Genomic DNA, 18,353 nt, shown 5'->3' on the forward strand with positions numbered 1-18,353 from the left:
TCCTTGTTGTGGGGATGTGCTCCCCTGAAACAAAAAAGCCCGTGAGCTGATTCCAGGTCACGGGCTTTGTCAGTTATGTTAACGAATCAGCACATGACCATTGGATGCCTGGTGGTAATGGTGGTCGTTGTGTTGGTTCGGTTTTGCATGGCACCCATGTTATTGAGTTTGCCATGGAATTACAAGGGGTCAGCTCACATCCGTTTAAAAAATGTCCAGTGACAGGCCCAAACTGAAGTCGCGGCCTTTGGTGAACGAGCGGGTGATTTCACTGCCTTGCAGGAACAGGACCTCATCATCCAGCAGGTTTTTGGCTTTGAAGCTCAGTTTCCAGCGACCGGCAAACGCATGGGTGTAGACAAAGTCGACCTGTTGAAAGGGTTGCTCATAAATGTCCGGGCTGCCCGATGTGCCGGCTTCTGAAATCCGTTCACCAAACTGATTGAACAACAAGGATGCACTGATGCCACGGTCTTTGTTGTCATAACCAAACTGCAGGTTGACCACGTAGGGAGATTGTCCCTGCAGTGGACGGACGTTATTGGTCTGTCCTGACGGACCATTGGTGTCCAGTTGGATTTCCGAATCGATGTAAGCGTAGTTGGCACTGACATAAAAGTCAGCAAAGCGGTCGCCAATGAATGAAAAGTCTTTATAAACTTCCAGTTCTATACCGGCATTTTCAGCCGCCAGGGCATTTTGGAAGCTGATGATGTTGGATGATCCAGGCAGGATGGTGACTTCAATGGGTTGAGTGAATTCCTTATAGAACAAGCTCAAAGACACAAATTCACCGGGTGAAAAGTATTTGTCCCAACGCAGGTCATAATGGGTGATTTTGCCTGCCACCAGATCCGGGTTACCGATCACGTTGCGGTTGAGGACCGGGTCTTTGAACTGGGCCGGTGACAATTCTTTGAAATCTGGACGGGTGGCAGTTTCAGAATAATTGAAACGAAATTGATGTGATTCATTCATGATCCAGGTGGATGAAAAGGCCGGGAACCAATCGTCATCTTCTAAACTGGCGGTGATTGGACTTTGGTCGGGGTCAAACAACCTGAAAGTGGTCACTGATTGAGCAAAGGTTTCACGTCTGGCACCCAGGGTAAAGCGCAGGTTGTCCCGATAAGCGTAATCCATACCAAAATAAGTTCCTTTGATGTCCAGATTGGCAAAATAGTTATCGGTGGCGCGGGTCACTTCAATCAGCTGGTAGCCATTGGGTGCTATGAATGTGGGATTAAGGATTTCACTCAATGGATCTGAACGGTCTGCCTCATTGGCCAGGGGACCGGCGTCATCAAATACAAACCGCCTGATGTCTGAGTTGCGTTCTTTTTTCACCCAGTTGTGACCAAATTGGAACAACAAATCATGGTGGTTGCCAAAGGTCAGGGGAAAGTCAAGGTCATAGCGGATGTTGCGGCTTTCATCAACCAGTTCACGGAATACCCTGGAGTTTGAATCATTGCGGGAGGAAAACACAAAATCGCCTTCATCACGTTGGTCATACCGATATATGCGGTTGTCCGGTTCCGCAAAAGTGGCTTCTGAATCGGTGAATTGCCAGTTCAGTTTGAGGTTGCCGAGCTGTTGATAACTGTGTTCCCCGAAAACCTGGGTAGAGCCCAGCTCCCGTTCGGTCCAGCGTAATTCATAGATTCTTCTGGAGTTACCCAGGTCTTCATTGAAACCTTCGGCAATTTCGGCAAAATCCTGGGTACTGCGCAGTAACATGTAATTGGCATTCAACTCATGCTGATCGTTGAACCTGATGCCAGATGTGATGAATCCGCTGGCGCTGATGTCACGACTGGTGGTGGTTGATACTTCTTCACTTTCCAGCCCCAGCTGATCGCCTGATGAGACGTTATAGCTGCGACGCAGCTCAGAACGGGTGGCAAAATCGTTGCCGTATTCGAGGGCTGCCGAGAATCCCAGCGTGGGTCCTGATGCCAGGTCAAAACGCATGCCGCCGGCGGCATCGAAACCCAGGCCTGGATCGATGTCAGCCAAACGCAGGTCATAGTTGCTGTTCAGCGACTCACCAAATAGTTCCAGTTCTTCTGGGGAGAAGCCACCATCAAAGAAAGGGTTATTGGGTCTCAGCTCGGTGTCCCCTGCAATGGCGTCTGCCAGAACCTGAGGTAAGGCCCTGGAGCCGTCATCACGGCCGGTCCAGTCATCACTGCCACCTTGGTATTTCAAGCCTTCTTTACCGGTGGTTTGCGTGTTGTGCCCGTAGGAAAGACCGAAGTTCAGGAAGTTTTCTTCAGGGACATTGATGGTTCTGAGCACCACTGAACCACCACCAAACTCCGCTGGCAGGTGGGATGAATAGCCTTTTTGTACCTCAATGCTTTCGATGATGCTGGTGGGAAATAAATCCAGTGGCACCACGCGCCTGGTGGGGTCTGGGCTGGGTAGGTTGGCGCCGTTGAGCAAGGTGCTTGAATAGCGTTCACCCAAGCCACGGATGAAGATGAACTTACCGTCCACCAGGGTCAGTCCGGTAACCCGCTTCAGGGCGCCGGCGACGTCTGAATCACCGGACTTGGAAATCTGTTCCATACTCAGGTAATTGGCCACCGAATTATTGGCCCGACGCTCTTCGAGAACAGAAGCCAGGGAGCCTTCGATGAATGGTTCAACCACCACAAACTCTGGCAGCTCAGCGCCAGCCGGAGTCAATTCGATGTTGATTTCATGGCCTTCTTTGCTGGTGACTTCCACCTGGTTTTTGATTTGACTATTGAACTGCGCATGCAGCACACTGATGTTATATGTGCCGGCATTCAATTCAGTGGTGAAACGCCCTTGTTGATCAGTGACCACATGTTCAGCTATACCCGACAAATAGACCTTGGCACCTACCACCGGAGATTGGTTTTCGGCATCGGTGATGAGTCCGCTCAGGGTCACCGGGTAGGTTTCCTCAACCTCACTGGCTGATTCCTGAATCAGAGTTTGGGCATCGATGGAGCTTTCTACATCAACCAGCGGATCGGTATCACCTTTGACCTGGAAATCAATCAGCAATTGCAGGATTTCATCCTTACTGGTGGACAGCTCGTATTGATACAACGCGTTACCTTCGGCAGTGAACTGCAGGGTGTGATCACCGGGTGGTAGTGCAAAACGCACCAGTCCGGATGTGTCTGTTGTGCCCAATGTCTGGGCTTGGCTGCTGACTTCAATTTGACTCAAGGGATTGCCTTTGAGGAACACATAAACGGCGATGTTGGCATCGGTTGCCCACAAGGCAGAACTGCACCACATCAGGAGCAGTGAAAAACCGGTCTTTTTCATGATAGTCTTCATTTTATTCGGTATGGATTAAACCGGCCTGTTGGTCAGGCTGGCGCTGGTGTTACTGACATCGCCAGGGTTCATCGGCACAATCGGCCATGATTTTGCGGACTTCAACGGCTTTCTGGAATAACTGGGTGTCAGTGATTCTGGCCAGGTATTGTTCTGCCAGTTCATAATCACCCACTTTGAATAACGCATAAGCCAGGGCGTACTGGATGTGTTCATCCTGATCAACCCGAACCCGTTTGATGTCCTGTTCCATGGCGGCCGCTTGTTCATAATTTTCCAGTTCAATCAGCAAGCCCAGTCGTTGTTTGAACTTGGTTTCCTGGTCTTCAATCTGGCTGTTAAGGGTCAGCGCCAGGTGCCGTTGACCGGCCCGGCGATACAGTTCAGCGGCTTCACTCAGCAGGCTGTTGTCGGTCAGCGCCAGGTGGTGGACCAGTTTGGCTGCAGCATGAAATTTCTGATCACTGATGTAGGTAGCGGCCAGGGCTTTACTGACATCTGCGTCCTGAGGAAATTTAAGTTTGGCCCGTTCCAGAAAACGCAAGGCCAGAATCAGGTTTCCGGAAGCCCGTAGGGCATTGCCAATGGCCACATAATCAGTGGCACCGGCCTGGTGTTGTTCGAGGTATTGTTGACCCAATTCTGCTGCGGTTGAATTCAAGCCCAATTCAATCAGGTAAAATATTTTACGTTGTGGAAAGGAAGCGTCTTCAGTGAAGATCAGGCTGGCCTGATCCATCACCGCCAGGGCCATTTCATGTTGCTTTAATAACCAGTGAGATTGCGCACGCATGTGATATACCGATGGAATCCGGGCCACGGCATCACCGGCACCACCCAAGGCTTCAATGGCCAGTTGGTATTGTTCAAGAGCAAAGGCGGACTGAGCCAGATAAACATGAATCACGGCATCCACTTCCCCCAGTTTTTTGGCTTCCTGAAAGGCGTCAATGGCTGGCTGATGCTGACCCTGACGCACTTTCAACAAGCCGGTCAATACATGAAACCGCTGCAGATCCAGCCCTTCTTCAGCAAGATCAACCTGACCCAATGCCCGTTCTGCGCGCTCCAGGTTGTTGTCTTTGAGCATCAGTGATGCCAGTTCCAGGTGATTGACTTCATCCGGGTTGTCCTGGTCTTGTGCCTCAACCTGCATACTCAGGACCATCAGGCAGGCCAACAGCCAATTATTCTTCATGGGTTTCTCAAATTCTCTGATGCATTAACTCAAATCAAACCGAATGCGTTGCTTGGCCCATGATTTGACTGATTTGCCTTGATACTGAGCTGGTTCAAAACGCCAACTGTTGATGCCTTGCATGGCCACTTCATCAAATACCCCGTCAGGAAATGATTCAACAATCTTCACCTGCTCAATTTCTCCGGTGATGCCAATCAACAACGAAAATACCACATACCCTTCAATGCCTTTGGCACGGGCTCTTGGGGGGTAAACCATGGGCGCCTGCCACACTGCTTTGGGTGATTGGTCGACGGTGTCATCGGTCATGATCACACCATTGCCGCCACCGAGGATGTCGCCATCCAGGCCAGCCAGACCGTCCATAGAAAAATCAGGCAAGCCCAGGTCCAGACCGCTCAGTGAACTGTTCAGCCCAAGCAGTGGCGTTGGCGGTGCCGGTCGTGAACGTTGGGGTTTGGGCTTGGGTTTGGGCTTTTTGATTTCCTGCTTGGCAGGTGGTTTTTGTTTGGTGATTTTGATGTTTGAACCCTGCGCGTCTTTTGCCTGGTCCATTAAGTTATCTGAATCATTGATCAGTACCACCGTACCCAGTACCAACACGGTACCAAAGACCATGGATCCCATGGCCGCCAGATTGCGTTTTATTTTTTCTTGCCTTAACATGTTTTTGCTCATCAGCCTGCTCCTACTTCTTTTTCTGTGGCCACACCGACGTCTGATGCCCCGGCCAAACGGGCCTGGTCAACCACTTCAACGAGTTTGCCCGAAGGCACGTTTTCATCCGTGACCACCAACACCGATTTTTGTGTTTTGGTTTTCAATAAGTCCCTGAGTCTGGATTGGATCACCCATGAGCGGATACTTTCGCCATCCAGATACACTTCACCGGCGTTGTCGATGTATAAGCGCACCGCTTTGGTTGAAGCCGTGCTTGAACTGGATGCCGCCGGACGCTCCAGGTCGAGTTTCATGTCTTTGACAAAAGTGGTGCTGACCATAAAAAAAATCAGCAATATAAACACCATGTCAATCAATGGCGAGATGTTCAGGTCCTGGACCGTTTCTTTGCTTTCGCGGTATCTCATTGTGTTGTCCTCAATCGGTTTCGTAGCCGGGAATCGGGCTGCACAGGTAGTCTTTGAGCTGTGCCATTTCGATTTCCAGTTGTTTTTGTTTTTTGTCCAGAATGCCGTTCACAATCAAGCCCGGTATGGAAACGGCCAGACCCATCTGGGTGGTGATCAGGGCCTGAGAAATGCCCCCGGCAATGCCGCCTGACTGAGAAAACAGTGACATGTCTCCCAATGAGTCAAATGTTTCAATCATGCCCGATACAGTGCCCAACAGCCCAAGCAATGGTGCCACCAGTACAATGGTGGTGATCAGCACTTTGTATTTGCGGATTTCATTGGCTTCTTCAGCGAAGGCATCATCCAGATAGCGCCGCAGATCGGGCAGTGCCTGGGCCCGCAGCTTCATGCCTTTGTGCAACACCCTGACCAGTACGCCCTGATTACTCGGTAAGATGCCTTTCAGGTAACGAAAAACCATGGTTCGGGTACTGCGGACCGAACCCCTGCGCAGCGCCATCATGCGATATCCGAGGGTCCACCACAACACCAGTGTGGCAATGATCAAAGGCGGCATCACATAGCCGCCTGAAGAAAAGTAGCCCAGCAGTTGTTGGCTCAAGTCATTCATGATCAGCCAAATACTTTTTTGTAAACATTGATTGCCCGCAATGCGGCTTTTTCCATGTCGTCCTTGATGCGTTCAGCCCAACCAGACAGGATGTTGCCGAACAACAAGGCCGGGATGGCCACAGCCAGCCCCACTTCAGTGGTCACCAGGGCTATGGAAATTCCGCTGGACAACAGTTTGGGATCACCAGTACCAAATTCAGTGATGATGTCAAAAGTCGAGATCATGCCGGTTACAGTTCCCAAAAGACCCAGTAGAGGAGCCACGGTGGCGATCACGATGATCAGTGAACCAAAACGGTTCAATTGACTGGATTCATGTAGAATCGATTCAGAAACAATGTCTTCGATGTGTTCCCGGTCACGCTCAATGTTGCGCAAGGCCGACAACAACACCCGCGAACTTGAGCTGGACTCCTGGTGAGCCAGTTTTATCGCACCCTCTACATCACGGTTTTCAATTTGTGTCACCACGCCGCCGAGCAGTTTTTCGGTACTGGCTGATGCACGGTTCAAGAAGAACACCCGCAACACAATGAGTAACAGGGCGAAAGCACCGAGGCCGGCGATGATCCAGGCAATGAGACCTCCTGAATTGATCACACTGATGATGGTTTTTTGTTCACGTTCCTCGATGGCTTTCAACGCAGACTCATAGAGAAAAATAGGTAACAGGCCTGCAGACTGTCCATTGAAAATGCCAGCTGCAGCTTCAGGGTCACTGTCCTGCCAGACTTTGAATTGTTGCTCCCCAGCAGGCGCCAGAACGCCGGAACCCTGGGGGCTGTTGCCATAGGATGCGATGCTGCCGACCTGGATGATCTGGCCATTGACAGCTGTACCGTCAGTCAAAAAGAATTGACCCGGTTGACGCGTGATGCTGGCTTGCTGATCCAGGTGATCTGTGGCCAAACCCACCAGCGTATTGATCTTATCCAATTCTGTCAGGGCTGGTTCAGCAGCCGGTTCAAACCCACTGAAACCATGTTCAGTCATGGTGGATTGCGCCTGAATGATGGTTGATTCAATCAATCCCTGATTGTCCTGCGCTGATTCTGAATGACGTTGGATCTGGTAGATATCGTCTTCCAACTCACTGGCGGTTGATTCAGCTGCCAGCAATTGATTTTCCAGTTGTGAAATCATTGATTCAATGCGGCGTTTTTCAACTGCTGAATTTTGTTTGTACTCTGCCAGCCGGCGGGTGATGTTGTTCACCTGAGCGGTCAGAAAAGCATGTTCCTTTTTATAAGCCAGCAGCAGATCTTGCCTGGCTTGAACAGGATCAGCCTGAGGTACAGGTGGCTGCGTTGTGGTGGCAGCTTGTTCTGTATCCTGCGCCATCACCCAGGGGCACATCAGCAGGCAAATGATGATTGATATTTTTTTCATGATGTATCCTCAGTTTATCCTTGGGTCTGCAGGTTAAGCGGTAAAGTGAAATACCCTTGTCTGATTTGTTTTTTCAGGGAATCAAATAAAATGGCCACCGCTTGTGCCTGCGTGTCATCAGCAAGTAACTCAAAACGCCACTGGTTGTTGCTCCTGATTGCCTGGCCGTACCGGTCATCCCGGGTTTTGAAATACATCAACACCGTGCCGAGTTTGGCCACATCAACCAAAACCTGTTCACCATTCAGCTCAATGGTTTGTGAATAAACGGCATTTTCCCGGGCCAAACGCATTTCATCTTCCAGAAAAGCCCACAAGCGATTGATGGCATGTTGAGCGGTGATTTTGCGGCCTTGCAGGTCGCGGGTGATGTCATCAACGACACTGCTGCGTTCCTGATATTTGAAGGGAATACCTGTGACGATGCCTTGTTGAATGTCGTTGGCCATGGCCAGGACATCAGGAATCATTTGCTCAGAATCAGCACCCAGGTCTTTGATTTTTTCCTGCAGATCAATCATTTCAGCCTGAGACTGTTTGATCTGCAATTGTTTGCGGTCGATGTTGGCTTCCAGCTCTGTTTTGCGTGTATTCAGATAACTCATTGACTGTGTATGTTCTGCTTTGAGGATTTGCAGTTCTGCCTGCAGGTCTTCAACCTGGCCACGCAGTTGAATCAGGTTTTCAACGATTTCATCGGTGTTTTCCTGAGCCATGACTTGTTGACCTGTACATGCACAACACAGGATCAATGACCATTTCTTTAAGGACTGGGTCACCGGATTGTGGGCCCGGTGAAAGGTGATTTGGCGTGACATAAGTAAAGCACTCAACTGTAAGAATGCGGCAAATTTTAAGAACCTTATGTGACAGAATGGTTACCGAAACCACGATAAATTAAAATTCCCATATATATAAGGAGTGAAATCGGTCGTGTCATAAAAACTTCATAAAACAGTCACTTAACTGAAACAACCGGGCTCTAGAATTTCGGTTTTTTGAAATTCTTGACAGAGGTATTTAACATGAAATTGGGTAACTTAAGAGCTGCCATTCTGGGTGGTGTTATGTTGACAGGATCGGCATCAGCGATCAATGTAGATGGTTTGTTTGAAGGTCAGTGGTATCGTGGCGACCAGGACAATGGAACGGGTTGGCAGATGGATTACATCAAAACCGGTCCGGAAGCAGGTGTGTTCTTTGTCACCGGTTTTTTATTCAATGACGACAATGACCCAACCTGGGTAGGTGGTCAGGCCTCAGTGGTGGCAGGTCAGTCCACCCTGGATTTCGCGCTGTATGAAGTCACTGGCGGATCATTTGATACCGACACCACCAGAGACTTACAACCCATTGGTGACATGACTTTTGAAGTGAATAACTGTCGCAGCATTTCGGCCACCATCAGCAACATGAGCAGCCAATTCATTTCGGCCACAAATGCACAGTTTGAACTGTCTCCAATTGATGAAATCGCGGGTACCCCAAGGGATGCATCTGTGTGTCCATTCCAAACCACTTTCTCAGGCTGTCCTGCATTTGCCACTGAAACCGCACAACCCAAAACCTGTGCGGTGAGCGGTACTTTGACGGGTGATGTGACTTTCACCAACGACACCAACTGGGTGTTGCAAGGTGGTGTGTTCGTCGGTGAAGACGGCGGTACCGCTGGTAACCTGACCATTGAGCCAGGTACCCGTGTGCTGGGTGTGACCGGTAATGACTTCCTGGCCGTTCAACGTGGTTCCAAAATCTTTGCTGAAGGCACGCCAACAGCGCCCATCGTATTCACCGGTCCTTTTGCAGCCAATGATCCGGCTGCCGGTGCCGGTAACTGGGGTGGTCTGGTGATCAATGGTCGTGCCCCGATCAACATTTGTGGCGACGAAGTACCTTTCGAGCAATGTGAAGACGTGGGTGAGGGCAGCTCAGGAAACTTCGGTGGTAACCTGCCGAATGATTCCAGTGGTGTACTGAAATACGTGCGTGTTCAATTCGGTGGTTTCCGGATTAATGACGAAGACGAGTTGAATGGCATTGCTTTCCAGGCTGTGGGTTCGGGTACTGTGGTTGACCACGTACAGGTTCACGCCAACGAAGACGATGGTGTTGAGTTCTTTGGTGGTACCGTGAATGCCAAACATCTGGTATTGACTGGCATCAAAGATGATTCTCTGGACTGGACCCACGGTTGGACCGGTAACGTTCAATACGTGGTGGTTAAGCAGGATCCGGATGCAGCGGCTGATAAAGAGCGTGGCATCGAAGCGGATAACTTCGAAGACAACAATGATGCGTCACCTCGATCTAATCCAGTGATCGCCAATGCCACTTTCATCGGTGGTCCGTCTGACAACAAAACCACCACCGGTATGGTGTTGCGTCGTGGTACCGGTGCCAACTTCACTCATACCATTGTGACAGGTTTTGAGAAATGCCTGGACCTGGATTCAGACGCTACTTTTGCGGCGGCTGGTACGCCCACCAACCTCAGTGGTAGCCTGACCATGGAAAACACCATCATCAGCTGTGCGCAAAATTTTGAAGAAGAAGCGGGTGATGCATTCACTGTGCAGGCTTTCTTTGAAGCACAAACCGGTAACCTGGTGGCCAACCCACAATTGGACGGTATTTATCCTACGGCCAATACACCAGCGGTTGAAGCAATGAATCCTGAGCAGTTTGGTGCGTTCTTTGACAAAACCAACTATGCTGGTGCTTTCAAGTCACAAGCACAAGATTGGACGGCTGGCTGGACTGAGTTCCTTGATTGAACATCAGTCACCCGGTGAACCCATTGAAAAGGCACCTGCGGGTGCCTTTTTTTGTGTCTGCAGAGATCAGTGGAATGATTTAACAAAAAATATGCATTCATTTTGATATAAATGGACTTATTTGGGAGCGAAATGATGAAAACTTTAATGACCATGGTGATGGTTTTGCTATTGGCCGCCTGCCAGGGCAACACCAGCAAACGCCCTGATTTTCAGGCTTATATAGCTGATCAAGGCTTGCTGGCCAAAAAACGAGTGCAACAGTTTCGTTTTCAGGGCTGGCAACCACTGGATGACCGGCACCTGATTTTACGATCCTCACAACAACGCAGTTACCTGATCCGCCTGATGTCGGTGTGCACTGAACTGCCGTTTGCGCAAAACATATTGTTGAAACAGGATTTCAGTACCGTGCTCAATGCCAAGTTCGATTCCATTCAGGTGCCTGGACAGTTCAGCCAGGAATGCACCATTGACTCAATTTATGAGTTGGACAAAGCGCAGAAAAAAGCCTTGCTTGATTTTGCTGACCGCAAAGAAAGCAACCGACCAACTGAATGATGCGACCATTCATTTGGGCGATGCTGGTGGTGATGATACCTTCAGCAAAGGCAGCTGATTGCACCCGTTTGAGCCAACTGGATTGGTTGCTCGGCCTGTGGCAGATGGATGGGCCCAACAGCCAGGTGGCAGAACACTGGCAACAGGTCAGTGACGTCAGCTTCGAGGGCAGAGGGACCACCACCAGCAAACAGCACCCTGGTCAGACCACTTCAGAAACCATGCGCCTGGTGGAAATGTCCGGAGAGGTGTTTTTTTTGGCCAAAGTGCCCAACAACCATTTACCGATTGCCTTTGCCGCTCATTCCTGTGAGCCGGGCAGGGTGGTGTTCAGCAATGAAGGTCATGATTTTCCGCAGTTTTTGGCGTATCAGATGACTGCGGATGGTGTTCTTAACGTGCAAGTCAGTTCACGAAGTAACCCCGGATTTGTATTGAACTATGCCAGGCAATGAGCTCAGGAGTTGATCGGTAGACCGGACTGCGGTAACCTGAAGCTTATTGAAATTATGTGGGGCATCTCATGACTTTGATATTTGCTGGCTTGTTGTTATGGACCTTGGTTCACTGGACCCCTGCGCTGTTCCCAGGTATCAAAACGCGATGGAAAAATACCCTGGGGCCTGGGGCTTATCAGGGCAGTTTTGCGTTGTTGATCATCAGCGCACTGGTGTTGATTGTGCTGGGTTGGCGCAGCACGCCACCTGAGCATGTATATCAGCCGATGTTGTCATGGCGTCATCCGGCCATGGGTTTGGTGGTTGTTGGGTTTATTCTGATGGGTGCCGCCAACTACGCTTCCCGTCTGAAAGCCTGGTTACGGCATCCACAACTGACTGGTTTCATGCTGTGGGCTACTGCTCATTTGTTGCTCAATGGTGATCATAAATCGGTGTTGGTATTCAGTTGGATGCTGTTGTGGGCCGGATCGGAAATCCTGTTGATCAATCGCCGTGACGGACGTTGGCAGGCACCTGAAGTGGTCAGCTGGCCCAAAGAAATCCTTGGGGTGCTGGTCAGTCTGGGGGTGGTGGCGTTGGTGGTCTGGTTGCATCCATACTTGTCTGGCAGGCATGTGGTTTTGTGAATAAGGTTTAACTTTCGTTCAGTCATCTTGTGGTAGCATGCAGTCAACTCAAATACTAAGCTGAACATGAAAAACACCATTTTTTGCCTGTTACTGGCCCTGCCTCTGGCTGGATTGGCCAAATCAGCCCAGGAGATCAACATCCTGGCCGATGCCACCCTGGAACGTTTTGCTGAAGAAATCACCGGTGGACAGCGGTTTCTCAATGAAGCCGCTGCGGTATTGGTGTTCCCGCAGGTGCTCAAAGCCGGTTTTGGCATTGGTGGAGAATATGGAGAAGGGGTGTTGCGACAAGGTGGTCAAAACGTGGCTTATTACAGCACTGCTGCGGCCTCCATCGGTTTTCAGGCCGGTGCTCAATCAAAAGCAGTGGTGGTGGTCTTCATGAATCAGCAGGCATTGACCGACTTTCGTGGTAAAAAGGGCTGGAAAGCCGGGGTCGATGGTTCTGTGGCAGTGATCAAATGGGGTGTGGGAGAAGACATCAACACGCTGGACATCAAAGACCCGGTGGTCGGGTTTGTATTCAGTAACAAAGGTCTGATGTTTAACCTCACCCTGGAAGGTTCCAAGTTCACCGAAATCAGTCGCTGACCTGCTTAGGGTTGTTTATATACCCGGCCACCCTTCATCACGAAACGCACGTCTTTCAAGATCGTCATGTCGTTCAAAGGATCTCCGCTGACGGCAATCAGGTCGGCCAGCAAGCCGGCCTTGATTTCACCGCGGTCTTCCACTCCCAGCAATTCAGCCGGATGGATGGTCGCCGAGCGAATGGCTTGTATGGCACTCATGCCCTGGGCCATCATGGCTGACAGTTCATAGGCGTTTTCGCCGTGGGGTATTAATGGTGAATCGGTACCCAAAGATATTTTGACCCCGGCTTTGATGGCTTTGCTGAGGTTATCCTTGGCCAGTGGTAACACGTATTTGGCTTTGGCGGCGATTTTCGGATCATTGTTGTCGATGCCCTGCATCACGTAATCCACCAGTCCGGTGGTCGGCACCAGATGTACGTTGTGTTTTTTCATCAGTTTGATGCCCTCGGCATCCAGCAGTGAGCCATGTTCAATGGAATGCACCCCGGCCTGGATCGCTGCTTTGATCCCTTCGGCACCATGGGCATGGGCGGCCACCCGCAAGTGATGACGTTCAGCTTCCTCGACAATGGTGCGCATCTCTTCATCACTCAGTTGCTGCGCGCCGACCGAATCTTCCAGTGACATGACCCCGGCGGTGGCGTGGATTTTGATCACTTTGGCACCGTGTTTTATTTGATAGCGCACCGCTTCAATGGCGTCAATCGGCCCATTGATAATGCCATGTTTGGGCTCGGGTTCAAACAGGTTTTCGGACAGTCCCAGTGATAAATCGCCATGGCCACCTGATATGCTGATCATGTGTCCGGCCGGAACCACCCGAGGTGAGACAATCCAACCCGCCTGTTCGGCCTCGGACAAAGCTGCACCAATCAGTTCGCCGGTGATGTGGACCTGGCCAACATTGCGCACCGTGGTGAACCCTGCGAGCAGGGTTTTTTCAGCGTTTTTAGCGGCCCGGATGGCACCTTTACTGGCACTTTCACCAGTGATGATGTTGCCAAAGCCGTTGTTGTAATCCAGGTCCAGGTGGGTGTGCATGTCCATCAGGCCGGGCAACAACCGATGCTCACCCAGGTCGATGGTGGTTGCCACATCCGGCACTTGATCCGGGTTAATGGCTTGAATCTGTTCCCCCGCAATCACCAATACTGCCGGACTGACCCAGTTACCGGAGCGCACATCCAGATAAGCTTTGGCTTTCAGCACCGTGGTTTCAGCCTGTACCCAGGAACAACACAACATCAATAAACACACCCTGATCATCAGTCACCTTCTTCTATATTTGTTTGATTCGTTTCATCATAACACGCCTGAAACGCAGTTCAAGGTTGTCTTCATGACTGGAGGTCAGTGGTTCATCTACAGGGGTGTTTTTCAATCTGCTGGCCAGCTTGGGGAGATCTCTCGGCTGTGTGCGCGATGACAAAACAGTGTTTGCTTTCTGATTTTATGCAATCATATTTTTGATCCTGAACTGAATCATGGATAATGGTTGTTCCAAATTACTTCTGAAGATGACATGAAAGCACTGTTGAAACTGACCTCAATGTTACTGACCAGCCAGCTGGTGAATGCTGAGCCTTTTGGCAACCTGCATCAACTGGCGGGACATTGTTGGCAGGCTGATTTTCCCGATGGCAAAAAAACCGACACCCATTGTTTCAGTTTGCAGTATGGCGGAGCGTTCATCGTGGATAATCACGTGGTCTGTGGCCCCGGTGCAACGCCGTATCATGGCAGCACCTGGTACGCCAGGGACGCCGAAACGGGTGGCATCAGTTACCATTATTACAATTCTCTGGGTATGGTCAGTAGCGGTTCAGTGGCCTTTGCCGGCGCACATTTGCTGTTTCCTGATGAAACATACCAGCAAAACGGTCAAGCTGTGGTCTACAAAACCAGCTGGACCCTGGGTGAGCAGCATTACACCTCGGTGATGACCCAACAGGACGACAGCCATGAAGGTGGCTGGAAACCGGTTTGGGAGATGACTTTCAAACAAACCGATCTGGCAGATCAGCAACTGGTCTTACGCAACAGTCATCACCAATTGGCGTGCGCACAACCCTGACCATGAAACGCATCGCTGGTGTCTTGATCCTGATTGTTTACCATCAGCTCGGTGAATGGCTGGTGCGCCTGGCCGGCTGGACATTGCCTGGTGCGGTGGTCGGTATGTTGTTGTTTTTTTTGACCTTGCTGGCGCTTCGCAAACCGCCGGAAATGGTCACTGTCGGCGCTGATTTTCTGCTCCGACACCTGGCTTTGTTGTTTGTGCCTGCCGGGGTTGGGGTGGTGTTGCTGTTGGAGCTGATCCGTGATCAATGGCTGGCCATGTTGGTTTCACTGGTGATCAGTACGGTGTTGTCCATGCTGTTCACCGGTTGGTTGATGCAGCTGCTGATGCCAAAGGAACACACCCCGCATGATTAACTGGCCTGCGGATACCCATCAATGGCTGCTGGCGGTTGCGGCGTTGGGCCTGACCCTGCTGGTGTTTTTCAGTGCCCGCTGGTTGTTCCGGCGCTGTGGTGAACAACCGCTGTTGCATCCGGTTTTAATTGCCATGCTGGTGCTGATGGGTGTGTTGCTGATCACAGGAGTGTCTTATGAGGACTATTGGTTGGGTGGCCAATGGATTCATTTTTTTCTGGGGCCGGCCACCGTGGCGCTGGCCTGGCCGTTGTACCAGCACCTGTCGCTGGTCAGGAGCTTGCTGTGGCCGATCCTGATCTCGGTGTTGGCCGGTTTGTTGTTTGGATCGGTTTGTGTGGTGCTGCTGGCCGGTTGGCTGGGTGCCGATCAATTGGTGCAATGGTCATTGGCACCGCGCTCGGTGACCACGCCAGTGGCGATTGTGGTGGCTGAACAGATCGGCGGAATTCCGGCATTGACGGCAGGTTTTGTGATCATCACCGGGGTGGTGGGAGCGATGCTGGGTGGAGTGGTGTTTACCTATGCCGGCATCCGGGATCAGCGGGTTAAGGGCATCGCCATGGGTGTCTCAGCCCATGGTGTGGGCACCGCCCGGGCGCTGCAGATCCATCCGGTGATGGGGGCGTTTTCTGGTCTGGCCATGGCTTTGTCGGCCTTGCTGATGGCCTTTGTGTTACCGCCCTGGTTACAATTACTGGGTATGTTGTAAGCTTTTCGTAGATTGCACTGGCCGGTCTGGTTCAATGGTGCTAGAATCGAATGAGAGCTAATTATCAGCTCGACTCGCCGACCCGGTTGGTTCAACTTTGTTGGCCGCTTCCGCTCCATGCTATCGCGGCAGACCTCCATCCATGGAGGCCAATCATAGGGTCAGAACAGTCATGAAGCACATGCTGGTTTTTGCTGTGCAAAAGAAAGCTTGTGCGGATGACGTCGTTCGCGCATCAATTAAAGCCATGATCGCCGTGGCCGCTTTCAATTTTGTTTGGAACAAAATTGAATGAAGTCCCAAGATCATTCCTTATCATCAAAGGGGCCACTTATGACAGACAGCCGCAACCGCATTCAGTCACTGGACATCCTTCGGGGGCTGGTGATCATCCTTATGGCCATCGACCATGTCCGCGATTTCTGGTCGGTGGAACCGTTTGCCCCTGAAGACCTCACGCAAACTTCACCAGAATATTTTTTCACCCGCTGGATCACCCATTTTTGTGCTCCGGTGTTTGTCTTTCTGGCCGGCACCTCGGCATTTCTGTACCAGCAGAAGATCAATGACAAAAAAGCCCTCAGCCAGTTTCTCCTTGTCCGTGGCCTGTGGCTGATCTTTATCGAGGTGGTGGTCATCAATGCCAGCTGGACGTTGGGCTTTTTCTGGTTTGAATGGGGCTTTTTCCTGCAGGTGATCTGGGCCATCGGGGTGGCCATGTTGGCTTTGGCCGTACTGATCTGGCTGTCCGATGTGATGATTCTGCTGGTGGCCTTGTTGCTGATGTTTGGACATAACCTACTCAATTTCCTGACACCGGCTGACTTTGGTAACCTGGGTTGGTTGTGGAAGCTGTTGCACGACGGTGGCTGGCAGCCCTTGTCCGGCCCATGGGGGGTGTTTTTTGCCTATCCGATCCTGCCCTGGATCGGGGTGATCGCTGCTGGCTATGTGTTTGGCCGGGTGATGCTGCTGAGTCGCGAAGGGCGTTTTCGCTGGTTACTGTGGCTGGGAGCCGGCAGTGTGTTGTTGTTCATCGTCTTGCGCTGGACCAACTGGTACGGTGACACCGCGCCCTGGAGCAGCCAGGACAGTGCGCTTTATACCCTGATGTCCTTCATCAACACCCAGAAATACCCGCCATCGATGCTTTACCTGCTGATGACCCTGGGGCCGGCTTTTTGGTTGCTCCGGTGGTTTGAAGCCAGGGATCATCGCTGGTTTGATTTCCTTCGGGTGTTTGGCCGGGTGCCGTTTTTCTTCTATGTGCTGCACTTCATCGTCATTCACTTCACCTCGATGCTGTATTTCAAACTGGTGCACGGTGAGTGGTTTGATCTGGCCAACACGCAAAACCCGCAGAACTGGCCGGAGTATTATCAACCCTCCCTGTGGCGTTTATACCTGGCCTGGGCGCTGACCGTGGTGTTTTTCTATTACCTGTGTCGTTGGTTCGACCGTTATAAATCCACCCACAAACAGTGGTGGCTAAAGTATTTGTGAAGTTTATGAAAATTTTTTATGTAGTCAATTTTATTGTAACAACGATGTTTATACTTTCTGGTTGTTCAAATGTGCAAAGTTCAGTTGATAAGGACTTTAGTTTGGAAAAATCAAGAGAAATGAACCAAATTGGACATGAATATTCTGAACGAAGTTTGCATATAAATGCATTGGATGCATATGAAGCTGCGATTAAATTTGATCCATCAAATGCCTATGCGTGGTACAACAAAGGGCATGCTTTGGACAATTTGGGCGAGTATAAAAAAGCATTACATGCTTATGAAAAAGCAATTAAATTAAGTGGTCAAAACAAAGAAATAATCAACAGATCATTAACAAGTAAATGTAACACGTTAATGAAATTAAAATGGTATACATCGGCTTTAAGAACATGCAACGAAGCTCTGGATATTGATCCATCATCAGTTGAATCAAATTACAATAAAGCAGTGGTTCTGTATTTGATGAATAAAAAAACAGAGTCTTTAAGTGTTCACAAAACAGTTACATCTCTTGATTCAAACTATCTGAATTCATGGTTATCTCTGGCAACTTTGTATGAGGAATTTGATGATGAGTCAGGTGCTTATGAGGCATACAGAAAAGTAAGTGAATTAGATCCATTAAACAGCAAAGCCTGGTACTATCAGGTTGTCTACCTTTTCGAGAAGAATAAACTCAAAGAATCCATTCCACCAATTGATAATTTTGTTAAATTGAGACCAGGTTCGTTTGAAGGTTGGTTTATCAGGGGGCTTGTTTTTCACAAACTAAAGCAAAAACAAGAAGCATTGTTTTCTCTTGAGAAAGCATATTCGATCAGCAATAGAAACCATAATTTGATTGAATTATTGGGTTCATATTACCTTGAAATGGAGGCTTTTGAAAAAGCTTGGAAATTGGCAGATGACACAATACAACTTTACCCAGAAAACCACACCATCCTGTCAATTAAATACCATTATCACTTGAAAAATGATGAGCATGAAAAAGCTCAGCAGATAATGAATAAAATAAATCTAATTGAAAGTCGTCAAGCCAACAAATAACTGTTGTTG

General features: G+C 50.0%; 19 protein-coding genes. 11 read left to right on the forward strand and 8 right to left on the reverse strand.

What is annotated here, in order from left to right:
* Positions 1-204: 204 nt before the first annotated feature.
* The 7 genes from B0475_RS04985 to B0475_RS05015 all read right to left on the reverse strand — a co-directional run bounded on the left by B0475_RS04985 (position 205) and on the right by B0475_RS05015 (position 8,438).
* Complete coding sequence (locus B0475_RS04985; RefSeq protein WP_198538124.1) at positions 205-3,312, reverse strand: TonB-dependent receptor domain-containing protein; 3,108 nt, start codon at positions 3,310-3,312, stop codon at positions 205-207.
* 61 nt (positions 3,313-3,373) lie between these two features.
* Entirely contained in the window at positions 3,374-4,522 is a 1,149-nt protein-coding gene (locus tag B0475_RS04990; protein ID WP_077410666.1) for a tetratricopeptide repeat protein, read from the reverse strand.
* A 24-nt stretch (positions 4,523-4,546) separates the two neighbouring features.
* Positions 4,547-5,191: an energy transducer TonB gene (locus tag B0475_RS04995; RefSeq protein WP_198538125.1), complete on the reverse strand. Its 645-nt coding sequence runs from the start codon at positions 5,189-5,191 to the stop codon at positions 4,547-4,549.
* An 11-nt stretch (positions 5,192-5,202) separates the two neighbouring features.
* The gene (locus B0475_RS05000; protein WP_077410668.1) at positions 5,203-5,613 is read right to left on the reverse strand and encodes an ExbD/TolR family protein; all 411 of its coding nucleotides are present in this window, start codon (positions 5,611-5,613) and stop codon (positions 5,203-5,205) included.
* A gap of 10 nt (positions 5,614-5,623) precedes the next feature.
* Positions 5,624-6,229 carry a MotA/TolQ/ExbB proton channel family protein gene (locus B0475_RS05005; protein WP_077410669.1) on the reverse strand — a complete coding sequence of 202 codons (606 nt, stop codon included), beginning with the start codon at positions 6,227-6,229 and terminating at the stop codon, positions 5,624-5,626.
* A gap of 2 nt (positions 6,230-6,231) precedes the next feature.
* The gene (locus B0475_RS05010) at positions 6,232-7,620 is read right to left on the reverse strand and encodes a MotA/TolQ/ExbB proton channel family protein (protein WP_077410670.1); all 1,389 of its coding nucleotides are present in this window, start codon (positions 7,618-7,620) and stop codon (positions 6,232-6,234) included.
* Between the two features lie 14 nt (positions 7,621-7,634).
* Entirely contained in the window at positions 7,635-8,438 is an 804-nt protein-coding gene (locus tag B0475_RS05015) for a DUF3450 family protein (RefSeq protein ID WP_077410671.1), read from the reverse strand.
* Positions 8,439-8,645: 207 nt separating this feature from the next.
* Between B0475_RS05015 and B0475_RS05020 the strand changes: the two genes are divergently transcribed.
* From B0475_RS05020 to B0475_RS05040, 5 genes are all read left to right on the forward strand, one after another.
* Positions 8,646-10,394: a hypothetical protein gene (locus tag B0475_RS05020; protein WP_077410672.1), complete on the forward strand. Its 1,749-nt coding sequence runs from the start codon at positions 8,646-8,648 to the stop codon at positions 10,392-10,394.
* 132 nt (positions 10,395-10,526) lie between these two features.
* Positions 10,527-10,955 carry a DUF6491 family protein gene (locus B0475_RS05025; protein ID WP_157892716.1) on the forward strand — a complete coding sequence of 143 codons (429 nt, stop codon included), beginning with the start codon at positions 10,527-10,529 and terminating at the stop codon, positions 10,953-10,955.
* Entirely contained in the window at positions 10,952-11,410 is a 459-nt protein-coding gene (locus B0475_RS05030; protein ID WP_077410674.1) for a DUF6265 family protein, read from the forward strand. Before B0475_RS05025 ends, B0475_RS05030 begins: the two co-directional genes overlap by 4 nt.
* Before the next feature lie 68 nt (positions 11,411-11,478).
* Positions 11,479-12,042 carry an NnrU family protein gene (locus tag B0475_RS05035; RefSeq protein WP_077410675.1) on the forward strand — a complete coding sequence of 188 codons (564 nt, stop codon included), beginning with the start codon at positions 11,479-11,481 and terminating at the stop codon, positions 12,040-12,042.
* 66 nt (positions 12,043-12,108) lie between these two features.
* Complete coding sequence (locus tag B0475_RS05040; RefSeq protein WP_109862348.1) at positions 12,109-12,636, forward strand: lipid-binding SYLF domain-containing protein; 528 nt, start codon at positions 12,109-12,111, stop codon at positions 12,634-12,636.
* A gap of 5 nt (positions 12,637-12,641) precedes the next feature.
* Here the strand turns inward: B0475_RS05040 and B0475_RS05045 are convergent, their stop codons facing one another.
* Complete coding sequence (locus B0475_RS05045) at positions 12,642-13,907, reverse strand: metal-dependent hydrolase family protein (RefSeq protein WP_198538126.1); 1,266 nt, start codon at positions 13,905-13,907, stop codon at positions 12,642-12,644.
* Positions 13,908-14,163: 256 nt separating this feature from the next.
* On the opposite strand from B0475_RS05045, the gene B0475_RS05050 reads away from it, so the two are divergent.
* The 6 genes from B0475_RS05050 (at position 14,164) to B0475_RS05070 (ending at position 18,344) form a co-directional block, all read left to right on the forward strand.
* Positions 14,164-14,715, forward strand: a complete 552-nt coding sequence (locus tag B0475_RS05050; RefSeq protein ID WP_157892717.1) for a hypothetical protein — start codon at positions 14,164-14,166, stop codon at positions 14,713-14,715.
* The gene (locus B0475_RS05055; RefSeq protein ID WP_198538127.1) at positions 14,700-15,077 is read left to right on the forward strand and encodes a CidA/LrgA family protein; all 378 of its coding nucleotides are present in this window, start codon (positions 14,700-14,702) and stop codon (positions 15,075-15,077) included. Before B0475_RS05050 ends, B0475_RS05055 begins: the two co-directional genes overlap by 16 nt.
* Entirely contained in the window at positions 15,070-15,789 is a 720-nt protein-coding gene (locus B0475_RS05060) for an LrgB family protein (protein WP_077410679.1), read from the forward strand. Before B0475_RS05055 ends, B0475_RS05060 begins: the two co-directional genes overlap by 8 nt.
* A gap of 172 nt (positions 15,790-15,961) precedes the next feature.
* Positions 15,962-16,084: a hypothetical protein gene (locus tag B0475_RS17965; RefSeq protein WP_269799117.1), complete on the forward strand. Its 123-nt coding sequence runs from the start codon at positions 15,962-15,964 to the stop codon at positions 16,082-16,084.
* A 38-nt stretch (positions 16,085-16,122) separates the two neighbouring features.
* Positions 16,123-17,292, forward strand: a complete 1,170-nt coding sequence (locus B0475_RS05065) for a DUF1624 domain-containing protein (RefSeq protein ID WP_157892718.1) — start codon at positions 16,123-16,125, stop codon at positions 17,290-17,292.
* Positions 17,274-18,344 (forward strand): tetratricopeptide repeat protein, encoded by a 1,071-nt coding sequence (locus tag B0475_RS05070; protein WP_198538128.1) that lies wholly within the window; start codon positions 17,274-17,276, stop codon positions 18,342-18,344. The genes B0475_RS05065 and B0475_RS05070 overlap by 19 nt, the downstream gene beginning before the upstream one ends.
* Positions 18,345-18,353 lie beyond the last annotated feature (9 nt).

This window comes from Marinicella sediminis, from assembly GCF_002000055.1.
Lineage (GTDB): Bacteria > Pseudomonadota > Gammaproteobacteria > Xanthomonadales > Marinicellaceae > Marinicella > Marinicella sediminis.